Source organism: Acinetobacter sp. YH12241, assembly GCF_013417535.1.
Classification (GTDB): Bacteria; Pseudomonadota; Gammaproteobacteria; order Pseudomonadales; family Moraxellaceae; genus Acinetobacter.
On the sequence record NZ_VPDQ01000005.1, the window covers coordinates 83,358 to 102,481 of the forward strand.

General features: G+C 43.4%; 14 protein-coding genes. 8 read left to right on the forward strand and 6 right to left on the reverse strand.

All coding sequences use genetic code 11. From position 1 onward, the window contains the following. The 6 genes from FTV18_RS04670 to fdx all read left to right on the forward strand — a co-directional run bounded on the left by FTV18_RS04670 (window position 1) and on the right by fdx (window position 4,966). Complete coding sequence (locus tag FTV18_RS04670) at window positions 1–1,218, forward strand: IscS subfamily cysteine desulfurase (protein ID WP_166136649.1); 1,218 nt, start codon at window positions 1–3, stop codon at window positions 1,216–1,218. A 104-nt stretch (window positions 1,219–1,322) separates the two neighbouring features. Further along, window positions 1,323–1,709 (forward strand): Fe-S cluster assembly scaffold IscU, encoded by a 387-nt coding sequence (gene iscU / locus FTV18_RS04675; protein ID WP_004786061.1) that lies wholly within the window; start codon window positions 1,323–1,325, stop codon window positions 1,707–1,709. A gap of 36 nt (window positions 1,710–1,745) precedes the next feature. Continuing rightward, window positions 1,746–2,066, forward strand: coding sequence for an iron-sulfur cluster assembly protein IscA (gene iscA / locus FTV18_RS04680; protein WP_004786063.1), 321 nt, complete (start codon window positions 1,746–1,748; stop codon window positions 2,064–2,066). A 131-nt stretch (window positions 2,067–2,197) separates the two neighbouring features. Beyond that, on the forward strand, window positions 2,198–2,713 hold the full coding sequence (gene hscB / locus FTV18_RS04685) for a Fe-S protein assembly co-chaperone HscB (protein WP_104426170.1): 516 nt from the start codon (window positions 2,198–2,200) through the stop codon (window positions 2,711–2,713). Window positions 2,714–2,752: 39 nt separating this feature from the next. After that, entirely contained in the window at window positions 2,753–4,612 is a 1,860-nt protein-coding gene (gene hscA / locus FTV18_RS04690; RefSeq protein WP_005235361.1) for a Fe-S protein assembly chaperone HscA, read from the forward strand. Window positions 4,613–4,627: 15 nt separating this feature from the next. Then, on the forward strand, window positions 4,628–4,966 hold the full coding sequence (fdx, locus tag FTV18_RS04695) for an ISC system 2Fe-2S type ferredoxin (RefSeq protein ID WP_004786069.1): 339 nt from the start codon (window positions 4,628–4,630) through the stop codon (window positions 4,964–4,966). 74 nt (window positions 4,967–5,040) lie between these two features. On the opposite strand, the gene FTV18_RS04700 is transcribed toward fdx, so the two are convergent. From FTV18_RS04700 to aspA, 5 genes are all read right to left on the reverse strand, one after another. Beyond that, on the reverse strand, window positions 5,041–6,531 hold the full coding sequence (locus FTV18_RS04700; RefSeq protein WP_180017713.1) for an adenylate/guanylate cyclase domain-containing protein: 1,491 nt from the start codon (window positions 6,529–6,531) through the stop codon (window positions 5,041–5,043). Window positions 6,532–6,588: 57 nt separating this feature from the next. Further along, complete coding sequence (locus FTV18_RS04705) at window positions 6,589–7,023, reverse strand: HIT domain-containing protein (protein ID WP_004786072.1); 435 nt, start codon at window positions 7,021–7,023, stop codon at window positions 6,589–6,591. Between the two features lie 226 nt (window positions 7,024–7,249). Then, window positions 7,250–10,711 carry a transcription-repair coupling factor gene (mfd, locus tag FTV18_RS04710; RefSeq protein ID WP_180017710.1) on the reverse strand — a complete coding sequence of 1,154 codons (3,462 nt, stop codon included), beginning with the start codon at window positions 10,709–10,711 and terminating at the stop codon, window positions 7,250–7,252. Between the two features lie 124 nt (window positions 10,712–10,835). Beyond that, entirely contained in the window at window positions 10,836–11,195 is a 360-nt protein-coding gene (locus tag FTV18_RS04715) for a hypothetical protein (RefSeq protein ID WP_180017708.1), read from the reverse strand. Window positions 11,196–11,319: 124 nt separating this feature from the next. Beyond that, window positions 11,320–12,768: an aspartate ammonia-lyase gene (gene aspA / locus FTV18_RS04720; RefSeq protein ID WP_180017706.1), complete on the reverse strand. Its 1,449-nt coding sequence runs from the start codon at window positions 12,766–12,768 to the stop codon at window positions 11,320–11,322. A gap of 413 nt (window positions 12,769–13,181) precedes the next feature. Between aspA and putP the strand changes: the two genes are divergently transcribed. After that, window positions 13,182–14,696: a sodium/proline symporter PutP gene (putP, locus tag FTV18_RS04725; protein WP_180017704.1), complete on the forward strand. Its 1,515-nt coding sequence runs from the start codon at window positions 13,182–13,184 to the stop codon at window positions 14,694–14,696. Window positions 14,697–14,750: 54 nt separating this feature from the next. On the opposite strand, the gene FTV18_RS04730 is transcribed toward putP, so the two are convergent. Next, entirely contained in the window at window positions 14,751–15,248 is a 498-nt protein-coding gene (locus FTV18_RS04730) for an Lrp/AsnC ligand binding domain-containing protein (protein WP_004786082.1), read from the reverse strand. Window positions 15,249–15,366: 118 nt separating this feature from the next. On the opposite strand from FTV18_RS04730, the gene putA reads away from it, so the two are divergent. Next, on the forward strand, window positions 15,367–19,122 hold the full coding sequence (gene putA / locus FTV18_RS04735; protein ID WP_180017702.1) for a trifunctional transcriptional regulator/proline dehydrogenase/L-glutamate gamma-semialdehyde dehydrogenase: 3,756 nt from the start codon (window positions 15,367–15,369) through the stop codon (window positions 19,120–19,122). Window positions 19,123–19,124: the final 2 nt, after the last annotated feature.

Here is a 19,124-nt window from a genome sequence, read left to right on the forward strand (position 1 = left end):
ATGAAACGTCCGATTTATCTTGACTATGCAGCAACAACTCCGGTAGATCCTCAAGTTGCAGAACGTATGATGGAATGCTTAACTTTCGAAGGCACCTTCGGTAATGCAGCATCTCGTTCACATGCTTATGGCTGGCAAGCGGAAGAAAAAGTTGAATACGCCCGTGAACAAGTGGCGAATTTAGTAAAAGCTGATCCGCGTGAAATCGTATGGACTTCAGGTGCAACTGAATCTGACAACCTTGCATTGAAAGGTGTGGCTCAGTTCTATGCATCTAAAGGCAAACACATCATCACTTCTAAAATTGAACATAAAGCAATTTTGGATACTTGTCGTGAGCTAGAGTCTGAAGGTTTTGAGATTACTTATCTTGAGCCGCAACCAAAAACTGGCTTAATTACCCCAGAAATGGTTGAAGCAGCGATTCGTCCGGATACCATTCTTGTTTCCCTGATGATGGTAAACAACGAAATCGGTACGACAACTGATGTTGCTGCGATTGGTGAAATCACCCGTGCGAAAAAGATTTTCTTCCACGTTGATGCTGCACAGGCTGCGGGTAAAGTTGAAATCGATCTTTCTCAATTGAAAGTCGATTTGATGAGCTTCTCTGCACATAAAATCTATGGTCCTAAAGGTATTGGTGCCCTGTTCGTACGTCGTTCACCACGTGTACGTCTAAAAGCACAAATGCATGGTGGCGGTCATGAACGTGGTATGCGTTCTGGTACTCTTGCAACTCACCAGATCGTTGGTATGGGTGAAGCATTTGAACTTGCAGGCAAAAATTTACAGTCTGAACAAGCTCGTTTACGTGTCCTTCGTGACAAGCTTTGGAATGGCTTACAAGGTCTTGAACAGGTATTCCTGAACGGTCACCCAACTCAAAACGTTGCAAACTACTTAAACGTAAGTTTCAATTTTGTTGAAGGTGAATCATTGATGATGGCACTGAAAGATGCAGCGGTATCTTCAGGTTCAGCATGTACATCTGCAACACTTGAACCATCTTATGTACTTCGTGCATTAGGTCTTTCTGATGAGCTTGCACACAGTTCGATCCGCTTCAGCTTTGGTAAGTACACCACTGAAGAAGATATCGATCACGTTTTAAATATCACTAAAGCTGCTGTTGAGAAATTACGTGAACTTTCTCCGCTTTGGGATATGTACAAAGAAGGTATCGACCTTTCTACAGTTGAATGGGCTGAGCACTAATTTTTGATTCTGAGATAGCTGTATTTACGCTGCTATCTCATTGATAAAAAATTTTTAATCCCCATATTTATATTAAGGCTGACCCCGAGTTTTGGAGAAGCAACATGGCTTATAGCGAAAAAGTAATTGATCATTACGAAAACCCACGTAACGTTGGTGTTTTAGACAAAAATGCAGAAAACGTTGGTACTGGTATGGTCGGTGCACCTGCTTGTGGTGACGTAATGCGTTTACAGATCCAGGTAAATGATGAAGGCGTGATTGAAGAAGCACGTTTTAAAACTTATGGTTGCGGTTCTGCAATTGCATCAAGTTCATTAGTGACTGAATGGTTAAAAGGTAAAACCTTAGACCAAGCACAAGCGATCAAAAACATTGATATCGCTAATGAATTGGCTCTTCCACCAGTAAAAGTGCACTGCTCTGTACTGGCTGAAGATGCAATTAAAGCGGCTGTTGAAGACTACCGTAACAAGAAGTCTAAAGCTTAATCATTCGTTTTTTAAAGAAAGATTCACGGAGTTTTCATGATCCACTTAACTGAAAATGCAGCAACTCATATCAGCAATTACCTCAAAAGTCGCGGTAAGGGTGAAGGCATTCGTGTTGGTGTGAAAACTTCAGGCTGTTCTGGTCTTGCTTATGTTCTTGAGTTTGTCGACGAAGTCGATACTCATGACCAGGTCTTTGAACAGTTTGGTGTTAAAGTTTTCGTAGATCCAAAAAGTCTGGTTTATCTCGAAGGTCTAGAAATGGACTACGTAAAAAACGGCTTGAACGAAGGCTTCGAATTTAACAATCCAAATAAAAAAGGCGAATGTGGTTGTGGTGAGTCATTCACTGTCTGATTGCAGCAATAATTCTCTTTTTTCAGCATTAAAACAGTGTGAAATACACTGTTTTAATTGCATTTAGGCAGTTATTTTAATTGTCATCAAGCTTAATCATTTTTGCATATTAATCGCGGACTCTATCTCCCATGAATCATTTTGAGTTGTTCAATCTTCCTGTAGCACTCGATATTGATTTAGCCACTTTAAAAGCAGAGTTTTTAAAGTTGCAGCAACAATATCACCCCGATAAAGCTGAAGATAAAGATCAGGCTTTGATTAAATCAAGCGAGATCAACCAGGCATTCAAGGCTTTATCAGCGGTTGATAGCCGTGCAGCTTATTTACTGTCTTTAAAAAAACAGGACTATCATCTGGATCAGTCTATTAGCGATTTTGAATTTCTTCAGGATGCACTGGAAATTCGTGAACAATTAGATGAAGCCTCATCGGCTGAAGATCTTTCCTCTCTGAAAGTTGAAGTTCAGCAATGGATTGATGGTCTGGTTCGTGAGTTCAAAATCGACTATGAAGATGAAGACTGGAGTGAAGCTCGCGATACTGTGCGTAAACTGCGTTTCTTTGTTAAAGTCATGGCGGACATCGACAAAGCGGAAGACCGTTTCCTAGATGATGACAGCTTTGATCTTGATGATGAATTTTAATTTTTCTATTTAATTTTAACGTGCAAAGGATGTAACACTATGGCTCTCTTGCAGATTGCAGAACCAGGTCAATCAAGTGCACCACATGAACACCGCATTGCGATTGGTATCGATTTAGGCACCACCCACTCTTTGGTTGCCACGGTTCTTTCAGGTCAAGCCAAAGTACTCAAAGATGAACAAGGTCGTGTGTTACTTCCTTCTATCGTTCATTATGCAGCACAAAGCACTGAATATGGCGATGATGCCAAACCTTTTATTACCACCGATCCTAAAAATACGATTGTATCCGTAAAACGTTTTATGGGTCGCTCCCAAGCAGATATTAAATTCCAGCATCCTTATGCCTTGGTGGGCGAAGCGAATGAAATGCCGGCATTTGAAACTGCACAAGGTCGTAAAACGCCAGTTGAAATTTCTGCGGAAATTTTAAAGCAGCTTAAAGAACGTGCTGAAGCCAGCTTAAAAAATGAGATTAATGGTGCCGTGATTACGGTTCCTGCATACTTTGATGAAGCACAACGCCAGGCAACACGTGATGCCGCGCAACTGGCCGGTTTAAACGTTCTGCGTTTATTGAATGAACCAACAGCTGCTGCGGTGGCTTATGGATTGGATCAGGAAACCAACTTGAGCACAGATCGCAACTATGTGATTTATGACTTGGGCGGCGGTACCTTTGACGTATCCATTCTGCGTTTCTCTCAAGGTGTGTTCGAAGTATTAGCGACTGGTGGCCATACTGCTCTAGGTGGTGACGATCTGGATCGTCTGATTTTAAAATGGGCTAAAAAACAGCTTAATATCGAAACCCTAGATGATGCTGAATATGCGCATTTCATTACTGCTGCGCGTAAAGCTAAAGAAGCATTATCTGATGCAGACTCAGTTGAATTAAAGCTGCTTGATCAAAGCCTGACTTTAGATCGCCCGACTTTTGAAGAAATCATCAAGGTTGCTTTGGATAAAACCATCAGCGTTTGTAAGCGTGTCATGCGTGATGCCAAGCTGGAACTTGATGATATTCAGAATGTGGTGCTTGTAGGTGGTTCTACCCGCTCGTACGCCGTGCAAAAAGCAGTACGTGATGTGTTTAACCAAGAGCCTCTATGCACCATTAACCCGGATGAAGTGGTTGCGATTGGTGCTTCAATTACAGCGAATCAGCTCATTGGTAACAGCAAAGATGGATCATTATTATTAGATGTGACTCCACTTTCTCTTGGTCTGGAAACCATGGGCGGTCTGGTTGAGCGTCTGATTTCACGTAATACCGCGATTCCAGTCGCACGTCGCCAGGAATTTACGACGTATCAGGATGGCCAAACTGCTATGCTGATTCATGTGGTACAAGGTGAACGTGATCTGGTAGAACATTGCCGCAGCTTGGGCCGTTTTGTCCTGCATGGCATTCCTCCAATGACCGCAGGTCAGGCACGCATTGAAGTGACTTTCCAAGTGGATGCGGATGGCTTATTAACCGTTTCTGCCAAAGAAATGACTTCAGGTGTGACTGCACAAATTGATATCAAACCATCTTACGGTCTGTCGAGTGAAGATACTGAACGTCTGCTGTTAGAAGGTTATCAGTTTGCTGAAGAAGACAAAAATCTTCGTCATCTACAGGAAACCAAGGTGGAAGCACAACGTGAACTTGAAGCACTGGTTCAGGCACTGAAAGTAGATGCTCAATTGATGAATGAACAGCAATTGGCAGAACTGACTGCTGCGCAAGCACGACTTGAGTCCGAGCTACAAGGCACAGATATCAAAGCCATTGAATCTGCAGTAGAACAGCTTAAAATACATAGTGATGCATTTGCTGCTCTGCGCATGAATCAACATATTGATGCTGCCCTTAAAGGCACTAAACTCGACGATTGGTCAAACTCAAACTAATTTAAGGTAAAGACTATGCCACGTATTAAAGTTCTTCCACATGCGCAAATTTGCCCTGAAGGCGCTGAGTTTGAAGTTGAACAAGATGCCAATCTATGTGAAAGCATGCTGAAAAACGGAATCAAGATTGAACATGCATGTGATATGTCATGTGCATGTACTACTTGCCACGTAATTGTCCGTCGCGGTTTCGACAGCCTTGAAGACATGAATGATGTCGAAGCTGACTTGCTCGATCGTGCTTGGGGTTTAGAACCCGACTCTCGTCTGTCTTGCCAAGTGAAGATTGTGGATGAAGATCTGGAAGTTGAAATTCCAAAATATACCATCAACCATGCTTCAGAAAATCACTAAGATTCTGCAATCAAAAAACCACGCTTAGGCGTGGTTTTTTTTATGGTCTTTATCATTTATTTAAATCATAAAAATTAGATGACTTTTGATCGTTCAGCTGCTCGAAATGCTTCTTCAGCAGACAAAGGTTCAATGACTTCATCTTCAAGTTTTAATTTCACAATTCCTTGAGAGTTGGTCAGTTGCTGTTGGGTTTGAATGCGTTTAATCATTTTCTCCAGCACATGCAGCAACTCTGGATAATCATAGTTTTGCACTTCATCCAGATTTAACAGTAAATGGAAACCTTTATATTCATAATCAAACCAGCGCTGATATTCAACTTTCTGGAAGGCATATTTTTCCATCACTTGCCAGGTGCGTACCGGCGCCTTAATCCCTTTCAGGAAAATTGGCTTTTTAGGTGCACATAGATAATCATTTTTGATCAGGTTATGGGTATCTTCAGAAATCAGGATTTCATCAACTTCCGCAGCACTTTGTAAGCGTGCAGCCAAATTAGCATCACGACCAACAATGGTATAGGCCATACGGTGATTGGCGCCATAGTTCCCCACGTGACAATAACCGGTCGAAATCCCCATACGGATATGTAATGGCGGATAACCCATTTTAATCCAGCGTTCGCGTAGTAATTTCATTTGCTGACGCATTGAAATCGCCATTTCCAGACAATTTTTAGCATCCTGCTCTACACCATCAGAGTGCGGATCGCCAAAGAAGATCAGGATGGCATCCCCCATGAACTTATCGACCGTTGCTTCATATTTCTTGGCGATTTCAGTCATATGGCTTAAGTAGTCATTCAACAGGAAAGCCAAATCATCCGGAATCAGAGTTTCAGAAAGCTCTGTAAATCCCTGAATATCCGAAAAGAAAATCGTGAGTTTTTTACGTTTGTATTCGATCTTAGCTTCAGACTCGCCTTTCATGATGGATTGCCATAACTGCACTGGCGCATAACGGCTGAGCTGGTTAGCAAATTCCATATAACGGTTCATCTGGTCAAAATAATGATTTTTCTTTTGGGTCATATATTGCATACGACCGCTTTGATAGAAATTTCCGACACCAAAATAAGTAATCAAACAGATGAAACCTAGTACGGTGAGTTCGGTACTGGTGGGACTGAAATAGCTGGTAAACCCAAAAATGCCAATGGTAGACAGATAAAAGATCATGGTGCCAATCAGGCCAGCCAGTGACACCATCATGAACGAAATCTTGTTATTAATGGCGGTATATAGCAATGTGACCACTGCCAGTAGAGACAACACCAGATCCAGATGCACAGCTGCAAGTACAACTGATACGATAATCACATCTAGAACAAAGAAGAAATTACGTTTTAAATTATAGTCATATTTATAAATTATCCATCGGGATAATTTTGGTGTGACCACCAAGACCAGTGCCAGAAACAACGGAACAAAAATCTGGTAATTAGTGTCTGGTTCCGTGTAGTGATAGACGATCAGAACCAGAGACAGCATGATATATCCCATCATCCGATGGAAATATTCAAACTGTTTCGGTTCCTGATGAATCCAGTCGTCTAATTGCACTCAATTACTCTCTTAAAGTCCAGAATCCTGAATGGACCATAAAATGTATGTCAACGCTTAGTCCATCCGCCAGTCAAATGGCATATCCCCTTGACCGCGTAAAGCCAGCATCAAGGTTTGACGCATATGTGCCAATACTTCACTGCTATAAGGAACTGCTGGAGTGCCCCATACCGGCTTAGGCCATGCCACATCGTTTTGATAACGCACCACATGATGAAAATGCAGTTGTGGCACCATATTGCCCAAAGCTGCGACATTCATTTTGTCGGCACGGAATACACGCGCTAACTGGCTAGATAACCAGCTTGACTCACGTAAGAACTGCTCTTGGTCAGCTTGGCTCAATTCATATAATTCGGTAATGCCTGGTACACGCGGAACCAGAATCAACCACGGAAATTGCATATCATTCATCAAACGACATGTTGATAAAGGAAAGTCGCCTACAAAAAACGTATCTTGAGCAAGTTGTGGATGCAAACTAAACATATCTTTATAAATGATGCAAAATTAGAATGATGGCTAATACTACCATATACAATTGCGGCTGAGTATTGTAAGCGGGCGCTTTAGGGCAATTTTGTATGAATTGTGAAGGGCAAAACGGCAAACTATTAACTTAAATAATTTCATATGAAAACAAGCTGATATCCACACTATATTTATAAAAATGAAATATAGCGTGAATTTTCATATTCCATGAAATCTAAAACTATTAATTTAGCTCTTTTAATAGGCTATCCAGTAAATCACTGATGAACTGGATTCGTTTTTGATAATCTTCCAGCATCACCATCACTTTTAATCGCTGGCCGCCTTCCATCCTGAAATAGGTCGGATGTTTCTGCATCATCTGGATAATACTCATGGCCTGAACTGGCGTATCTGGTGCAAATTCGATATGGCCGCCCTGCCCACCAATGTCAATTTTAGTGATGCCCAGCTGCTCGGCTTTAAGACGCAGCTGATGCACAGCAAATAATTGTTTAACCGGTTGCGGAGGAATGCCAAAACGGTCAATCAGTTCCATACGGATATTATCGAGTTTTTCCTGAGTATCGGTATTACTGATGCGTTTATAGAACAGCAGCCGCTGATGTACATCACCCAGATAATCATCCGGAATCAGGGCTGGCATATGCAGGTTGATTTCCGCAGTTAAAGACAATGGCGCATCAAAATTCGGCGTTTTACCTTTTTGAATCGCTTTAGTCGCCTTTTCCAGCATTTCCATATACAGGCTATAACCAATCGCCTGCATCGAACCACTTTGCTGCTCACCTAGAAGTTCACCTGCACCGCGAATTTCCAGATCTTCGGTAGCCAGCATAAAGCCTGCACCCAGCGTAGAGGCACGCTGAATCGCTTCAAGACGTTTTTCTGCATCACCTTTTAAGGCTTTTAGGGATGGCACTAACAGATAGGCATAGGCCTGGTGATGCGAACGCCCAACCCGACCACGCAACTGGTGTAACTGTGCAAGACCGAGCTTGTCTGCACGCTCAATAATAATGGTATTGGCATTCGGCACATCAATCCCGGTCTCGATAATAGTCGAGCACACCAAAACATTGTATTCCTTGTGATAGAACTGCTGCATCACCTGCTCAAGCTCACGTTCTCGCATCTGACCATGTGCCACAATGACACGCGCTTCAGGCACCAGATTCCGGATATTTTCTGCAGCACGGTCAATGGTATCGACTTCATTATGCAGGAAATAGACCTGACCACCACGCAGTAATTCACGCAGAATCGCCTCTCGAATGGTGTCGCTGGTATGTTCCTGCACAAAAGTTTTTACAGCCAGACGGCGTGCTGGTGGTGTTGCAATAATGGACAGATCACGCATACCACTAAAGGCCATATTCAGGGTACGTGGAATTGGCGTTGCTGTTAGGGTCAGCATATCCACATCGGCACGCAAGGCTTTAATACGTTCTTTATCACGCACCCCGAAACGATGTTCTTCATCGACAATCATCAGTCCCAGATTATGGAACTGGACATTTTCCTGTAAAAGCTTATGGGTGCCGATGACAATATCGACTTTGCCATCCGCTAAATCCTCAATCGTTTTGGTATGCGCTTTAGATGAACCGAAACGGGAAAGCACCTCAATCCGAACTGGCCAGTCCGCAAAACGGTCTTTAAAAGATTCATAATGCTGTTGTGCCAGCAAAGTGGTAGGCACTAATACCGCAACCTGACGGTTATTTTGAACTGCGACAAAGGCTGCCCGCATGGCGACTTCAGTTTTACCAAAACCGACATCACCACAGACCAGACGGTCCATTGGTTTTGCCAGTTGCATATCATATAGTGTGGCTTCAATCGCATTGGCCTGATCCGGTGTTTCTTCATAAGCAAAGCCGCTAGCAAACTGCATATACAGACTTTGATCAACCTCAAAACTGATCCCCGGCTTAGATGAACGACGTGCCTGAATATGTAATAACTCGGCTGCGACATCATGAATCTGTTCCAAAGCTTTACGCTTGGCTTTATTCCAGGCATCTGTACCCAGTTTATGTAAAGGTGCTAGATCTGGATCGCCACCACTATAGCGGCTGATCAGATGCAGGTTAGTCACCGGCACATAGACTTTAGCGCCTTCAGCATAGTCCAGTTGCAGAAATTCATGGTCCTGATCATCGATACTTAAAGTAATTAAGCCTGCATAACGTCCTACACCATAATCAATGTGTACCACTGGTGCACCAATGCTTAGCTCGGTCAGACTGCGGATCAGGAATTCTTCTGACACTTCCTGCTGACGCTTGCGACGACGCTGGACTACACGATGTTCGTAAAGCTGATTTTCCGAGATCACACTGATCCGATTTGTCAGAACCAGACCACGTTCCAATGGCGCACTGGTAATCGCAATCGCATGCAAAGATTCGACAAAAGAATCAAAGTTTTCTACAGTCGGAATATCGCCCAGACTTGGGCGCAGCGCATCTTTTAAGGTTTCACGACGACCGGCACTTTCAGCAACCAGTAAAACCGGATGATCGGCCGCATCAATATATTTTTTGACTTCGGTAAAGGGCTTTTCACGTTTTGGATCAACAGGCAAGCGTGGTGGTAACTGGGTATCCAGATTAATCACGCCGGCTTTCTCATCAAAAGCTTCTTGTGCCGCAATGATGCGACTAAACTGATTTAGCTGTTCTAAAAGCTGATTGGTCGGACAGAACAGTGCTTCAGGCGGCAGAATCGGCTGATCAATATTATGGCGGCGATCTTCATAACGGCGAGTTACGTCCTGCCAGAACTGTTCTAAACTCTGCTCCAACGCCTTATCTGTAATGACAATGCCATTCTTTGGTAAGTATGAAATTAAGGTACTTTGCCCTTGCATCGCTTCATGACTAAAGAATAAAGGCAAGTAGAACTCAATTCCCGGTGAAGCAATGCCATCCATTACATCCTGATAAATTGGATTTTTCTTTGGATTAGCTGTGGGGAAAAATTCTGCATAACGGTCACGGAAAGTAGCACGACCCTCCTTCAGTGGAAATTCTTGTGCAGGTAATACGGTAAATTGTTCTAGAGTTTGCGTAGTACGTTGCGTTTCCGGATCAAAAAATTTCAGGGTTTCAATTTCATCATCGAACAGGTCAATCCGGATTGGTGCATCCTGACCTGAAGCATATATATCGATAATGCTACCGCGAACTGCAAATTCACCATGGTCATAAACGGTGTCGACCAGATGATAACCAGCCTGAATCAGTTTTTTCTTTTGCTGTTCCAGATCCAGCTTTTGCCCGACTCGAATATCGAAGTGTTCACCCAGCACCCATGAAGTAGGTGCAACACGCTGTGCCAATGTAGAAGCTGCCAGCAACAATACGCCACCTTGGGGCATATTAGATAAAATTGCCAGACGTTCAGAGACGATATCCTGATGCGGTGACAGACGGTCATAAGGCAAAATTTCCCAGTCTGGAAATATGGTCGGTTTAATCCCATAAAATTCCAGTTCACTTTCCAGTTGACCCAAATGCTGGTTATTACGCGCAACAATAACAAATAGACGCGATCGTTGCTGCTTGATAATTTCTTTCAGCAATAATGCAGTAGACGAGCCTTGCAGATTGCCTAACCAGCGTTTCTCGCCTGCCTTGAGCTTTGTTAAATTAAGTTGGGAAATTTCTTGTTGGAACATGTATATAGCTTTAAAGTCTAAACAACATGAAGCTTATACTATCACGATGATCTGGTGCTATTTCGTTATTTTTATGCAGTCGTTACAGATTGACTGCATAGGATAAAATCAGCCTATGATTCCGTTATTTTTTATTACGTAAAAAGTTACGATAATAGTCATTCAACTTTTTCACAATTGCTTTGAATTGCAGCAGGTTTTCTTCAGTATTTCCTAATCTTGCATTAAAACGCTGATTGGCAATTTCCAGATCAATTTTTTCATTAATGATCATTGCAGTTGAATATAGCGCTTTTAAATCATCAAAAGTTTTCATGCGTCGGTTAGACAAATATTCCAGCCGCTCGCCCAGCTCCTCATTTAAATTAATCCCATCCACAATATAGCCGATCCCTTCTACATATTGGATATGATTCTCTTCCAGAAAAATCTGAGCCGGATCAGGTTTATTTGATTTAAATAAGTTGCTGATTTTATCAAACATGCTATGCACTCAATTCATTGTGTCATCGATATAGTCTAGATGAAAATGCCTCAAACCCACAGTCGGAATTTGAGGCAAATGGTTAAAATCAGTACGGGTCTATATTGAACTCATCCTTAAACTTTCAGGATACCTGTTCCCATTGATTCATCATTGGGACTTCTGAAACCAGATTTTCAAAGGCAAAAATTTCATCCAGCTGAATTTCACTTAACAAACCCAGTTCCAGCACCACTTCGGGTACAGTTTTATTTTCACGAATACATTGCTTGCCAATTTCATCACAAGTGGCATGACCTAAAAGTGGTTCCAGTAAGGTGATAATCCCGATACTGCGCATCACTGCATTTAAACAGTTCTGTTCATTGGCCTGAATTCCAGCAATACATTTTTGCTGTAGGGTCTGCATACCTTGAGTTAATAATTGGATGGATTCATTCAGAGATACTGCAATGACCGGCTCCATGACATTAAGCTGTAATTGCCCTGCTTCTGCTGCCATTGTCACAGTCAGGTCATTACCAATCACACGAAATGCAATCTGATTGACTACTTCTGGAATGACCGGATTGACCTTGGCTGGCATGATAGAAGAACCTGCCTGCAATTCTGGCAAACGGATTTCCGCCAGACCGGTACGTGGACCAGAACTTAAAAGACGCAAGTCATTACAGATCTTGGATAATTTAACAGCCAGACGTTTCAGACTACTGGACAGAATAATAAACACGCCACAATCGCTGGTCGCTTCGACATAATCTTCCGCGCCTTTTAAAGGTAGGCCAGTAATTTTCGTTAAAGTTTGTACTGCATGTTTGGCATAACCATCTGGAGTATTCACGCCGGTTCCAATGGCGGTTGCACCCAAATTTACTTCCAGCAATAACTGACGCATTTGCTCAATCAGCTTCAGGTCTTCTTTTAATAAGGTTGCGAAAGCACGGAATTCCTGTTCCAGGGTCATTGGAACCGCATCCTGTAACTGGGTACGCCCCATCTTGATCACATACTGAAACTCTGATGCCTTGCTATATAAAGTATCAATCAACGATTTTTGTACATGAAGCAGTTCATCCAGACGTGTATAAGTCGCTAGACGTAATGCCGTGGGATAGACATCATTGGTTGATTGTGAAGTATTCACATGATCATTTGGATGCAGGATATGGTAATCGCCTTTACGATGCCCGAGCAATTCTAGTGCCCGATTTGCAATGACCTCGTTTGCATTCATATTGATAGAAGTACCGGCTCCCCCCTGATAAGGATCAAGCGGAAATGCTTCCTGCCAGTCCTGAGGTTGATGAATCAATTCATCACAGGCTTGTTGAATAGCAATACTTTGTTGTTCTGATATTTTCTGAAAATGTAAATTCGTTTGTGCTGCTGCTTTTTTAACTTGCGCCAATGCGCGAATAAAGTGTGCTTGCTGACCTACTGCCAGACCTGAGATCTGAAAATTCTCAATCGCACGCAAAGTATGAATACCATAATAGCTGTGCTGGGGAATTTGTTTTTTCCCCAATAAATCCTGTTCAATTCGACTTGATTCTATTTGCAACATATTGTCCATGTCATATTACTCTTAGCAATGATGCACCATTCAGAATGGCATTCATTCACTATGAAGAGAGGCCCTAAAAACAAATAGAAGTGATTTAAGCAGGATTTGAAACAAAATATGTCTAATTCGAGATTGTTGTTATTTTTGTAAAAATGTGTAATTAGAATACAAAAGTTCAATGGATTTAACTGTTTATTAAAATTATTTATTTTTCTTCAAAACCATGTGTAACTTTGTATTTTATAACCCTCTACTAATTCTTCATTTTTATTAGAAAATTCTTAATTTACACAAAATATACACAAAAGCTGCTCAATTGTTACAGAGTGTAATTTTTAAACTATGTTTGAATCACTGCCCTGTGAATGCAGTTCAAAAATCATCCCGGATGATGATGTTCAAAATTTAAGGATACTCTGCCTATGAGCTCGCTTAACCCAACACTGATTACTTTTATGTTTTATATCGTCGCCATGATTGGGATCGGTTTATATGCCTATCGTGCGACGTCCAATTTTGATGAATATATTCTGGGTGGGCGAAGTCTGGGCAGTGTAGTGACTGCGCTTTCCGCAGGTGCCTCTGATATGAGTGGCTGGCTGCTGATGGGCTTACCCGGAGCCATCTATTTTTCCGGTCTGTCAGAAGTCTGGATTGCGATTGGTCTGATTATTGGCGCTTGGTTCAACTGGCTACTGGTGGCTGGCCGTCTACGGGCGCATACCGAGTACCAGAACAATGCCCTAACTTTGCCCGATTATTTCACCAGTCGTTTTTCGGATAAGAAGCGGATTCTACGCTTACTCTCTGCGATTGTAATTTTGGTGTTCTTTGCAATTTACTGTGCTTCCGGCATGGTCGCAGGTGCACGTTTATTCGAGAGTTTGTTTGGCTGGGATTACACGACAGCACTTTGGCTCGGTGCAGTGGCCACGATTCTGTATGTGTGTATTGGCGGCTTCCTGGCGATCAGTTGGACCGATACTTTCCAGGCAGGCTTAATGATTTTTGCCCTGCTCATTACACCCATCATTACCTATCTGGCATTGGGTGATAATGCTCAACAAGTAGGTACTCTATTAGAAACTGCCCGTCCACATGCCTCCAATATGCTGGAAGGGCTGAGTTTTGTGGCAATTATTTCTAGCTTAGCTTGGGGCTTAGGCTATTTTGGTCAACCGCATATTCTTGTACGTTTTATGGCGGCAGATTCGGTCAAAACCATTCCAGCTGCACGCCGAATCGGGATGACCTGGATGATTCTGTGTCTGGTGGGTGCAATGTCGGCGGGCTATATCGGGATTGCTTATTTTGCCGCAAATCCTGACCTTCCTGCTGCTGCAATCGTCAACCAGAATCCTGAAACCGTGTTTATGGAATTGACCAAAATCCTGTTTAACCCTTGGATTGCAGGCATCATATTAGCGGCAATTCTGGCTGCGATTATGAGTACATTGAGCTGTCAGTTACTGGTTTGCTCGACTACCCTGACTGAAGATTTATATAAGGGTTTCCTACGTAAAAATGCTTCGCAAAAAGAACTGATCTGGGTCGGTCGTGGCATGGTGATTGTGATTGCCTTGATTGCAATTTCATTGGCCATCAATCCAAACAGTAAAGTTCTGGGTCTGGTGGCTTATGCCTGGGCTGGCTTTGGCGCTGCCTTTGGTCCTTTGATCATTTTCTCACTGTTCTGGAAACGTATGACCCTCAACGGCGCGATTGTCGGAATGGTGATGGGCGCCGTGACTGTAATTGCCTGGAAAAATTATATGGGTGATACTAGTCTGTACGAGATCATCCCGGGCTTTATTCTGGCAGCGCTAAGTATCGTGATTGTGAGCCTATTGGATAAAGCGCCAAGTCACGATGTCGTTAATCGTTTTGAACTGGCAAAAGCCGAATATCAGAAAGAAATGGCTGAAATGAATAAATAATCTTTCTATTTCAAATTAAAAAGGGACTTCGTGTCCCTTTTGTTTTGTCTGAATTTATACCTTAGCTTTAGCCGGCATTTTCAGCTTGATCTGCTGGGTTTCCTTGATCACTTCCATTACTGGATAACTACGGGTTTCTTTTACCCCCGGTAATTGCCACAAAATATCACCGGAGATTTTTCGGAATTCATCCATATTGGCACAGCGGATTTTCACCACAAAATCAAAACCGCCACTAATCATATGACATTCCACGATATCGGGAATATGCTGTACCGCCTCGGAAAATTCTTCCAACACATTCGGTGTGGTTTTATCCAGCAGAATTTCGACAAAGACCACAAAACCGTTATTCAGCATAATTGGATTGAGCCGCGCTTCATAACCGAGAATAAACCCCTCCTTGGTTAGTTTTTGTACACGAGCCAGCACCGCAGTTGGTGATAGATTCACCATTTCCGCCAGTTTAATATTGGAAATTTTCGATTCAGACTGCAGCAAATCAAGGATGCGAATATCTATTCGGTCAAGGCTTAAATAAGGGCTATTCATTAGAATTATTCTCTAAAAATGATACAAACTATAGTGAGATATTCGTCAATTATTTTGGGATTATAGATTAAAACTCATTCAACTCAAAGAACCGATTGACGCAGTACAGGAAGTCACTATGTCCACCACATTACGCCCGAATTCGCACTCGAATGCAGTGAAGCAATCAAATTACATTGCTGAATTTAAGGATAAAAACCAATACGAACAGCGCATCAATACCGCATGGCGACGCGCCGAATCCGAATGCGTGGAAACGTTGCTGGAACATAGTGAAATTTCTTCAGAACTGACAGATAAAATTCAGCGCCTGGCGTTTGATCTGGCACATTCCCTGCGCGAGCGTAAAGGCTCAGGCGGTAAAGCCGGTATCGTACAAGGACTGCTTCAGGAATTTTCGCTCTCTTCTCAGGAAGGGATTGCCTTGATGTGTCTGGCAGAAGCCTTACTGCGTATTCCAGATACAGCAACCCGTGACCTGCTGATCCGCGACAAGATCAATCAGGGCAACTGGAAAGAACATCTCGGCCAAAGCCAGCTGATGTTCGTGAATGCTGCAGCCTGGGGTTTGATGCTGACCGGCAAACTGATGGAAACACCACAGCAGAAAAGCCTGTCGAGTTTATTAACCGGTCTTTTAGCACGTAGTGGCCGTGGCATCATCCGTAAAGCGGTGGACGTCGCAATGCGCATGATGGGTGAGCAGTTTGTCACTGGCGAAACCATTGATGAAGCCCTGAAAAATGCAGAACGACTAGAAGATAAAGGTTTCCAATATTCTTATGACATGCTTGGTGAAGCAGCGCTGACCGATCCAGATGCGGAGCGTTATTATCAGGACTATCAAGACGCCATTCATGCTATCGGCAAGGCATCAACAGATAAGGATGTTTATAACGGTCCCGGTATTTCCATCAAACTGTCTGCACTGCATCCACGTTATCAGCGCTCGCAAATGGATCGCGTCAATGATGAACTGTATAGCAAAGTCCTGAATCTGGCAGTTCTGGCGAAAAACTATAATATCGGCCTGAATATTGATGCCGAAGAAACTGAGCGTCTGGAAATTTCCCTAGAGCTTTTAGAGCGCCTGTGTTTTGAACCTGAACTCAATAACTGGAAAGGCATTGGTTTTGTGATTCAGGCCTACCAGAAACGCTGCTTCTATGTCGTGGATTACATCATTGATCTGGCTAAACGCAGCCAGAAACGCCTGATGATTCGTCTGGTGAAAGGTGCGTATTGGGATAGCGAGATCAAGAAAGCCCAGATCGAAGGTATGTCTGATTATCCGGTATTTACCCGTAAAGTGCATACTGACCTATCCTATATTGCCTGCGCACGTAAACTACTGGCAGAGCCGGACTATATTTACCCACAATTTGCGACGCATAATGCGCAGACCGTTGCCACTATCTATCAGCTCGCTAATCCAGAACGTTATTATGCTGGTCAATATGAATTCCAGTGTCTGCATGGCATGGGTGAACCACTATACGAAAATGTGGTGGGTGACAAAGCTGCTGGAAAACTCGGTGTTCCATGCCGGATCTATGCCCCAGTCGGCAACCATGAAACCCTATTGGCCTATCTGGTGCGTCGACTACTGGAAAATGGCGCGAATACCTCTTTCGTGAATCGCATTGCCGACAAGAATTTAAAAGTCGAAGACCTGATTGAGAATCCGCGTCAAACCATTTTAAAAGCAGCTCAACAGGAAAATGCCTTAGGTGCTAAACATCCGCAAATCCCTTATCCAAAAGATTTATATGGTACTTTACGATCAAATTCGTCTGGTTTGGATCTGGCCAATGACGCAGACCTGCAAGCCTTAAATGAAGTTGCAACTGACTTGGCGAATAGCCAATTCCAGGCTGCTGCAATGGGTACTGCATTTTCAGAACTAAATACTAGCAACGCTATACAGGTTATCAATCCTGCCCAGCATCAAGATGTGGTCGGCACCGTATATGAAGCCACCACTGAACAGACAGAAATTGCCCTGACTCAGGCAGTGAATGCTCAACATTTCTGGAGCAACTTGCCGAAGGATGAACGTGCAGCCTGTCTCAATAAGGCCGCTGACCTGATGCAGCAACGTTTGCTGCCACTGATGGTTCTACTGTCTCGTGAAGCCGGTAAAACTTATGCAAATGCGATTGCGGAAGTCCGTGAAGCAATTGACTTCCTACGCTACTATGCTGGCCAGATGCTGGACCTGTCTAATGATGTACATATTCAGCCTTTAGGAACTGTACTCTGCATTAGTCCTTGGAACTTCCCGTTAGCGATCTTTACCGGACAGATTTCGGCGGCATTGGTTGCTGGTAATACCGTGATTGCCAAGTCGGCTGAACAGACTCCTTTGATTGCCGCTCAAGCTGTGCAGATACTCTGGGAAGCAGGCATACCACAAGATGTGTTGCAACTCTTACCGGGCCGTGGTGAAACTATTGGTGCTCAACTCAGCCAAGATTCACGCATCCAGGGCATCATGTTTACCGGTTCAACCGAAGTAGCGAAGATTCTGCAAAAAACTGTCGCAGCACGCCTGAATCAGTTTGGCGAAAGCGTCACTTTAATTGCCGAAACTGGCGGTCAAAATGCCATGATCGTAGATTCATCAGCACTCACCGAACAGGTTGTACTGGATGTAGTTAACTCAGCCTTTGATAGTGCCGGTCAACGCTGTTCTGCCCTGCGTGTACTCTGTGTGCAGGAAGACAATCTAGATACTGTGCGTAAGATGCTACAAGGAGCCATGCAACAGCTACGTGTCGGCAATCCGGTTCTACTCAAAACCGATATTGGTCCAGTGATTGATGCCGAAGCACAGCAGAATATCCAGAAACATATTGATCAGATGCGCAGTAAAGGTCATCAAGTTCATCAGCTGATGTTTAATCAAGATGCTTCTGATCTGGCTCAAGGGACTTTTATTCCACCGACCTTGATTGAACTGCCGAATTTGAATGATCTAGAACGTGAAGTCTTTGGTCCAGTGTTGCATCTGATTAGCTATAAAGCTGGTGAACTGTCACAGTTATTGGATCAGATCAACAGCAAAGGTTATGGCCTGACCATGGGACTACATACCAGGATCGATGAAACCATGCAGACCGTGATTTCAAAAGCGCACGTCGGCAACCTGTATATCAACCGCAATATTGTCGGTGCTGTGGTGGGTGTACAGCCCTTTGGCGGAGAAGGCCTGTCTGGGACTGGTCCGAAAGCCGGTGGTCCACTTTATATCTACCGTTTAATGCATCAGGTGTCTGAGAAGAAACTGGCTCAGCCTTATGCAATGCAGTCTGCTCAGGCACCATTTGGAAATCCAGTAATACAGGACTTTAAGACTTGGGTAAACAAGACTTTCTCAAGCATTTCGTTGAATGCTCCAGCTCAGATTGCAACGGGACATAGCTTTAGCCTGCAAGGTCCAACGGGTGAAGAGAATCAGTACATGATCTTGCCGCGTGAGAGTGTGCTCTCTCTAGCAGACAATGATGTAGATCAGATTCAGCAAATCTTGGCAATTTTATCGGTGGGTAGCCGCCCAGCTGTACTGGCAGACAATACTTTTATACTCAAGTATCTGCAAAGTATGCCCGCGAGTGTGGTGAAAGCCATTAAAGTCATCAAGGATATTGAATCAGGTGATTTTGAGGCTGTACTGCATCATGGCGAGACCACTGCATTGATGGATTTGCAGCAACGTATTGCAAGACGACAAGGAGCTATTGTAGGTATCACGCATTTAAGCTCTGGAAATTATGAGATTCCAGTGGAGCGTTTCGTGATTGAACGTGCAATCAGTATCAATACCGCAGCTGCAGGTGGCAATGCCAGTCTCATGACCATGTCAGGCCTATAAAC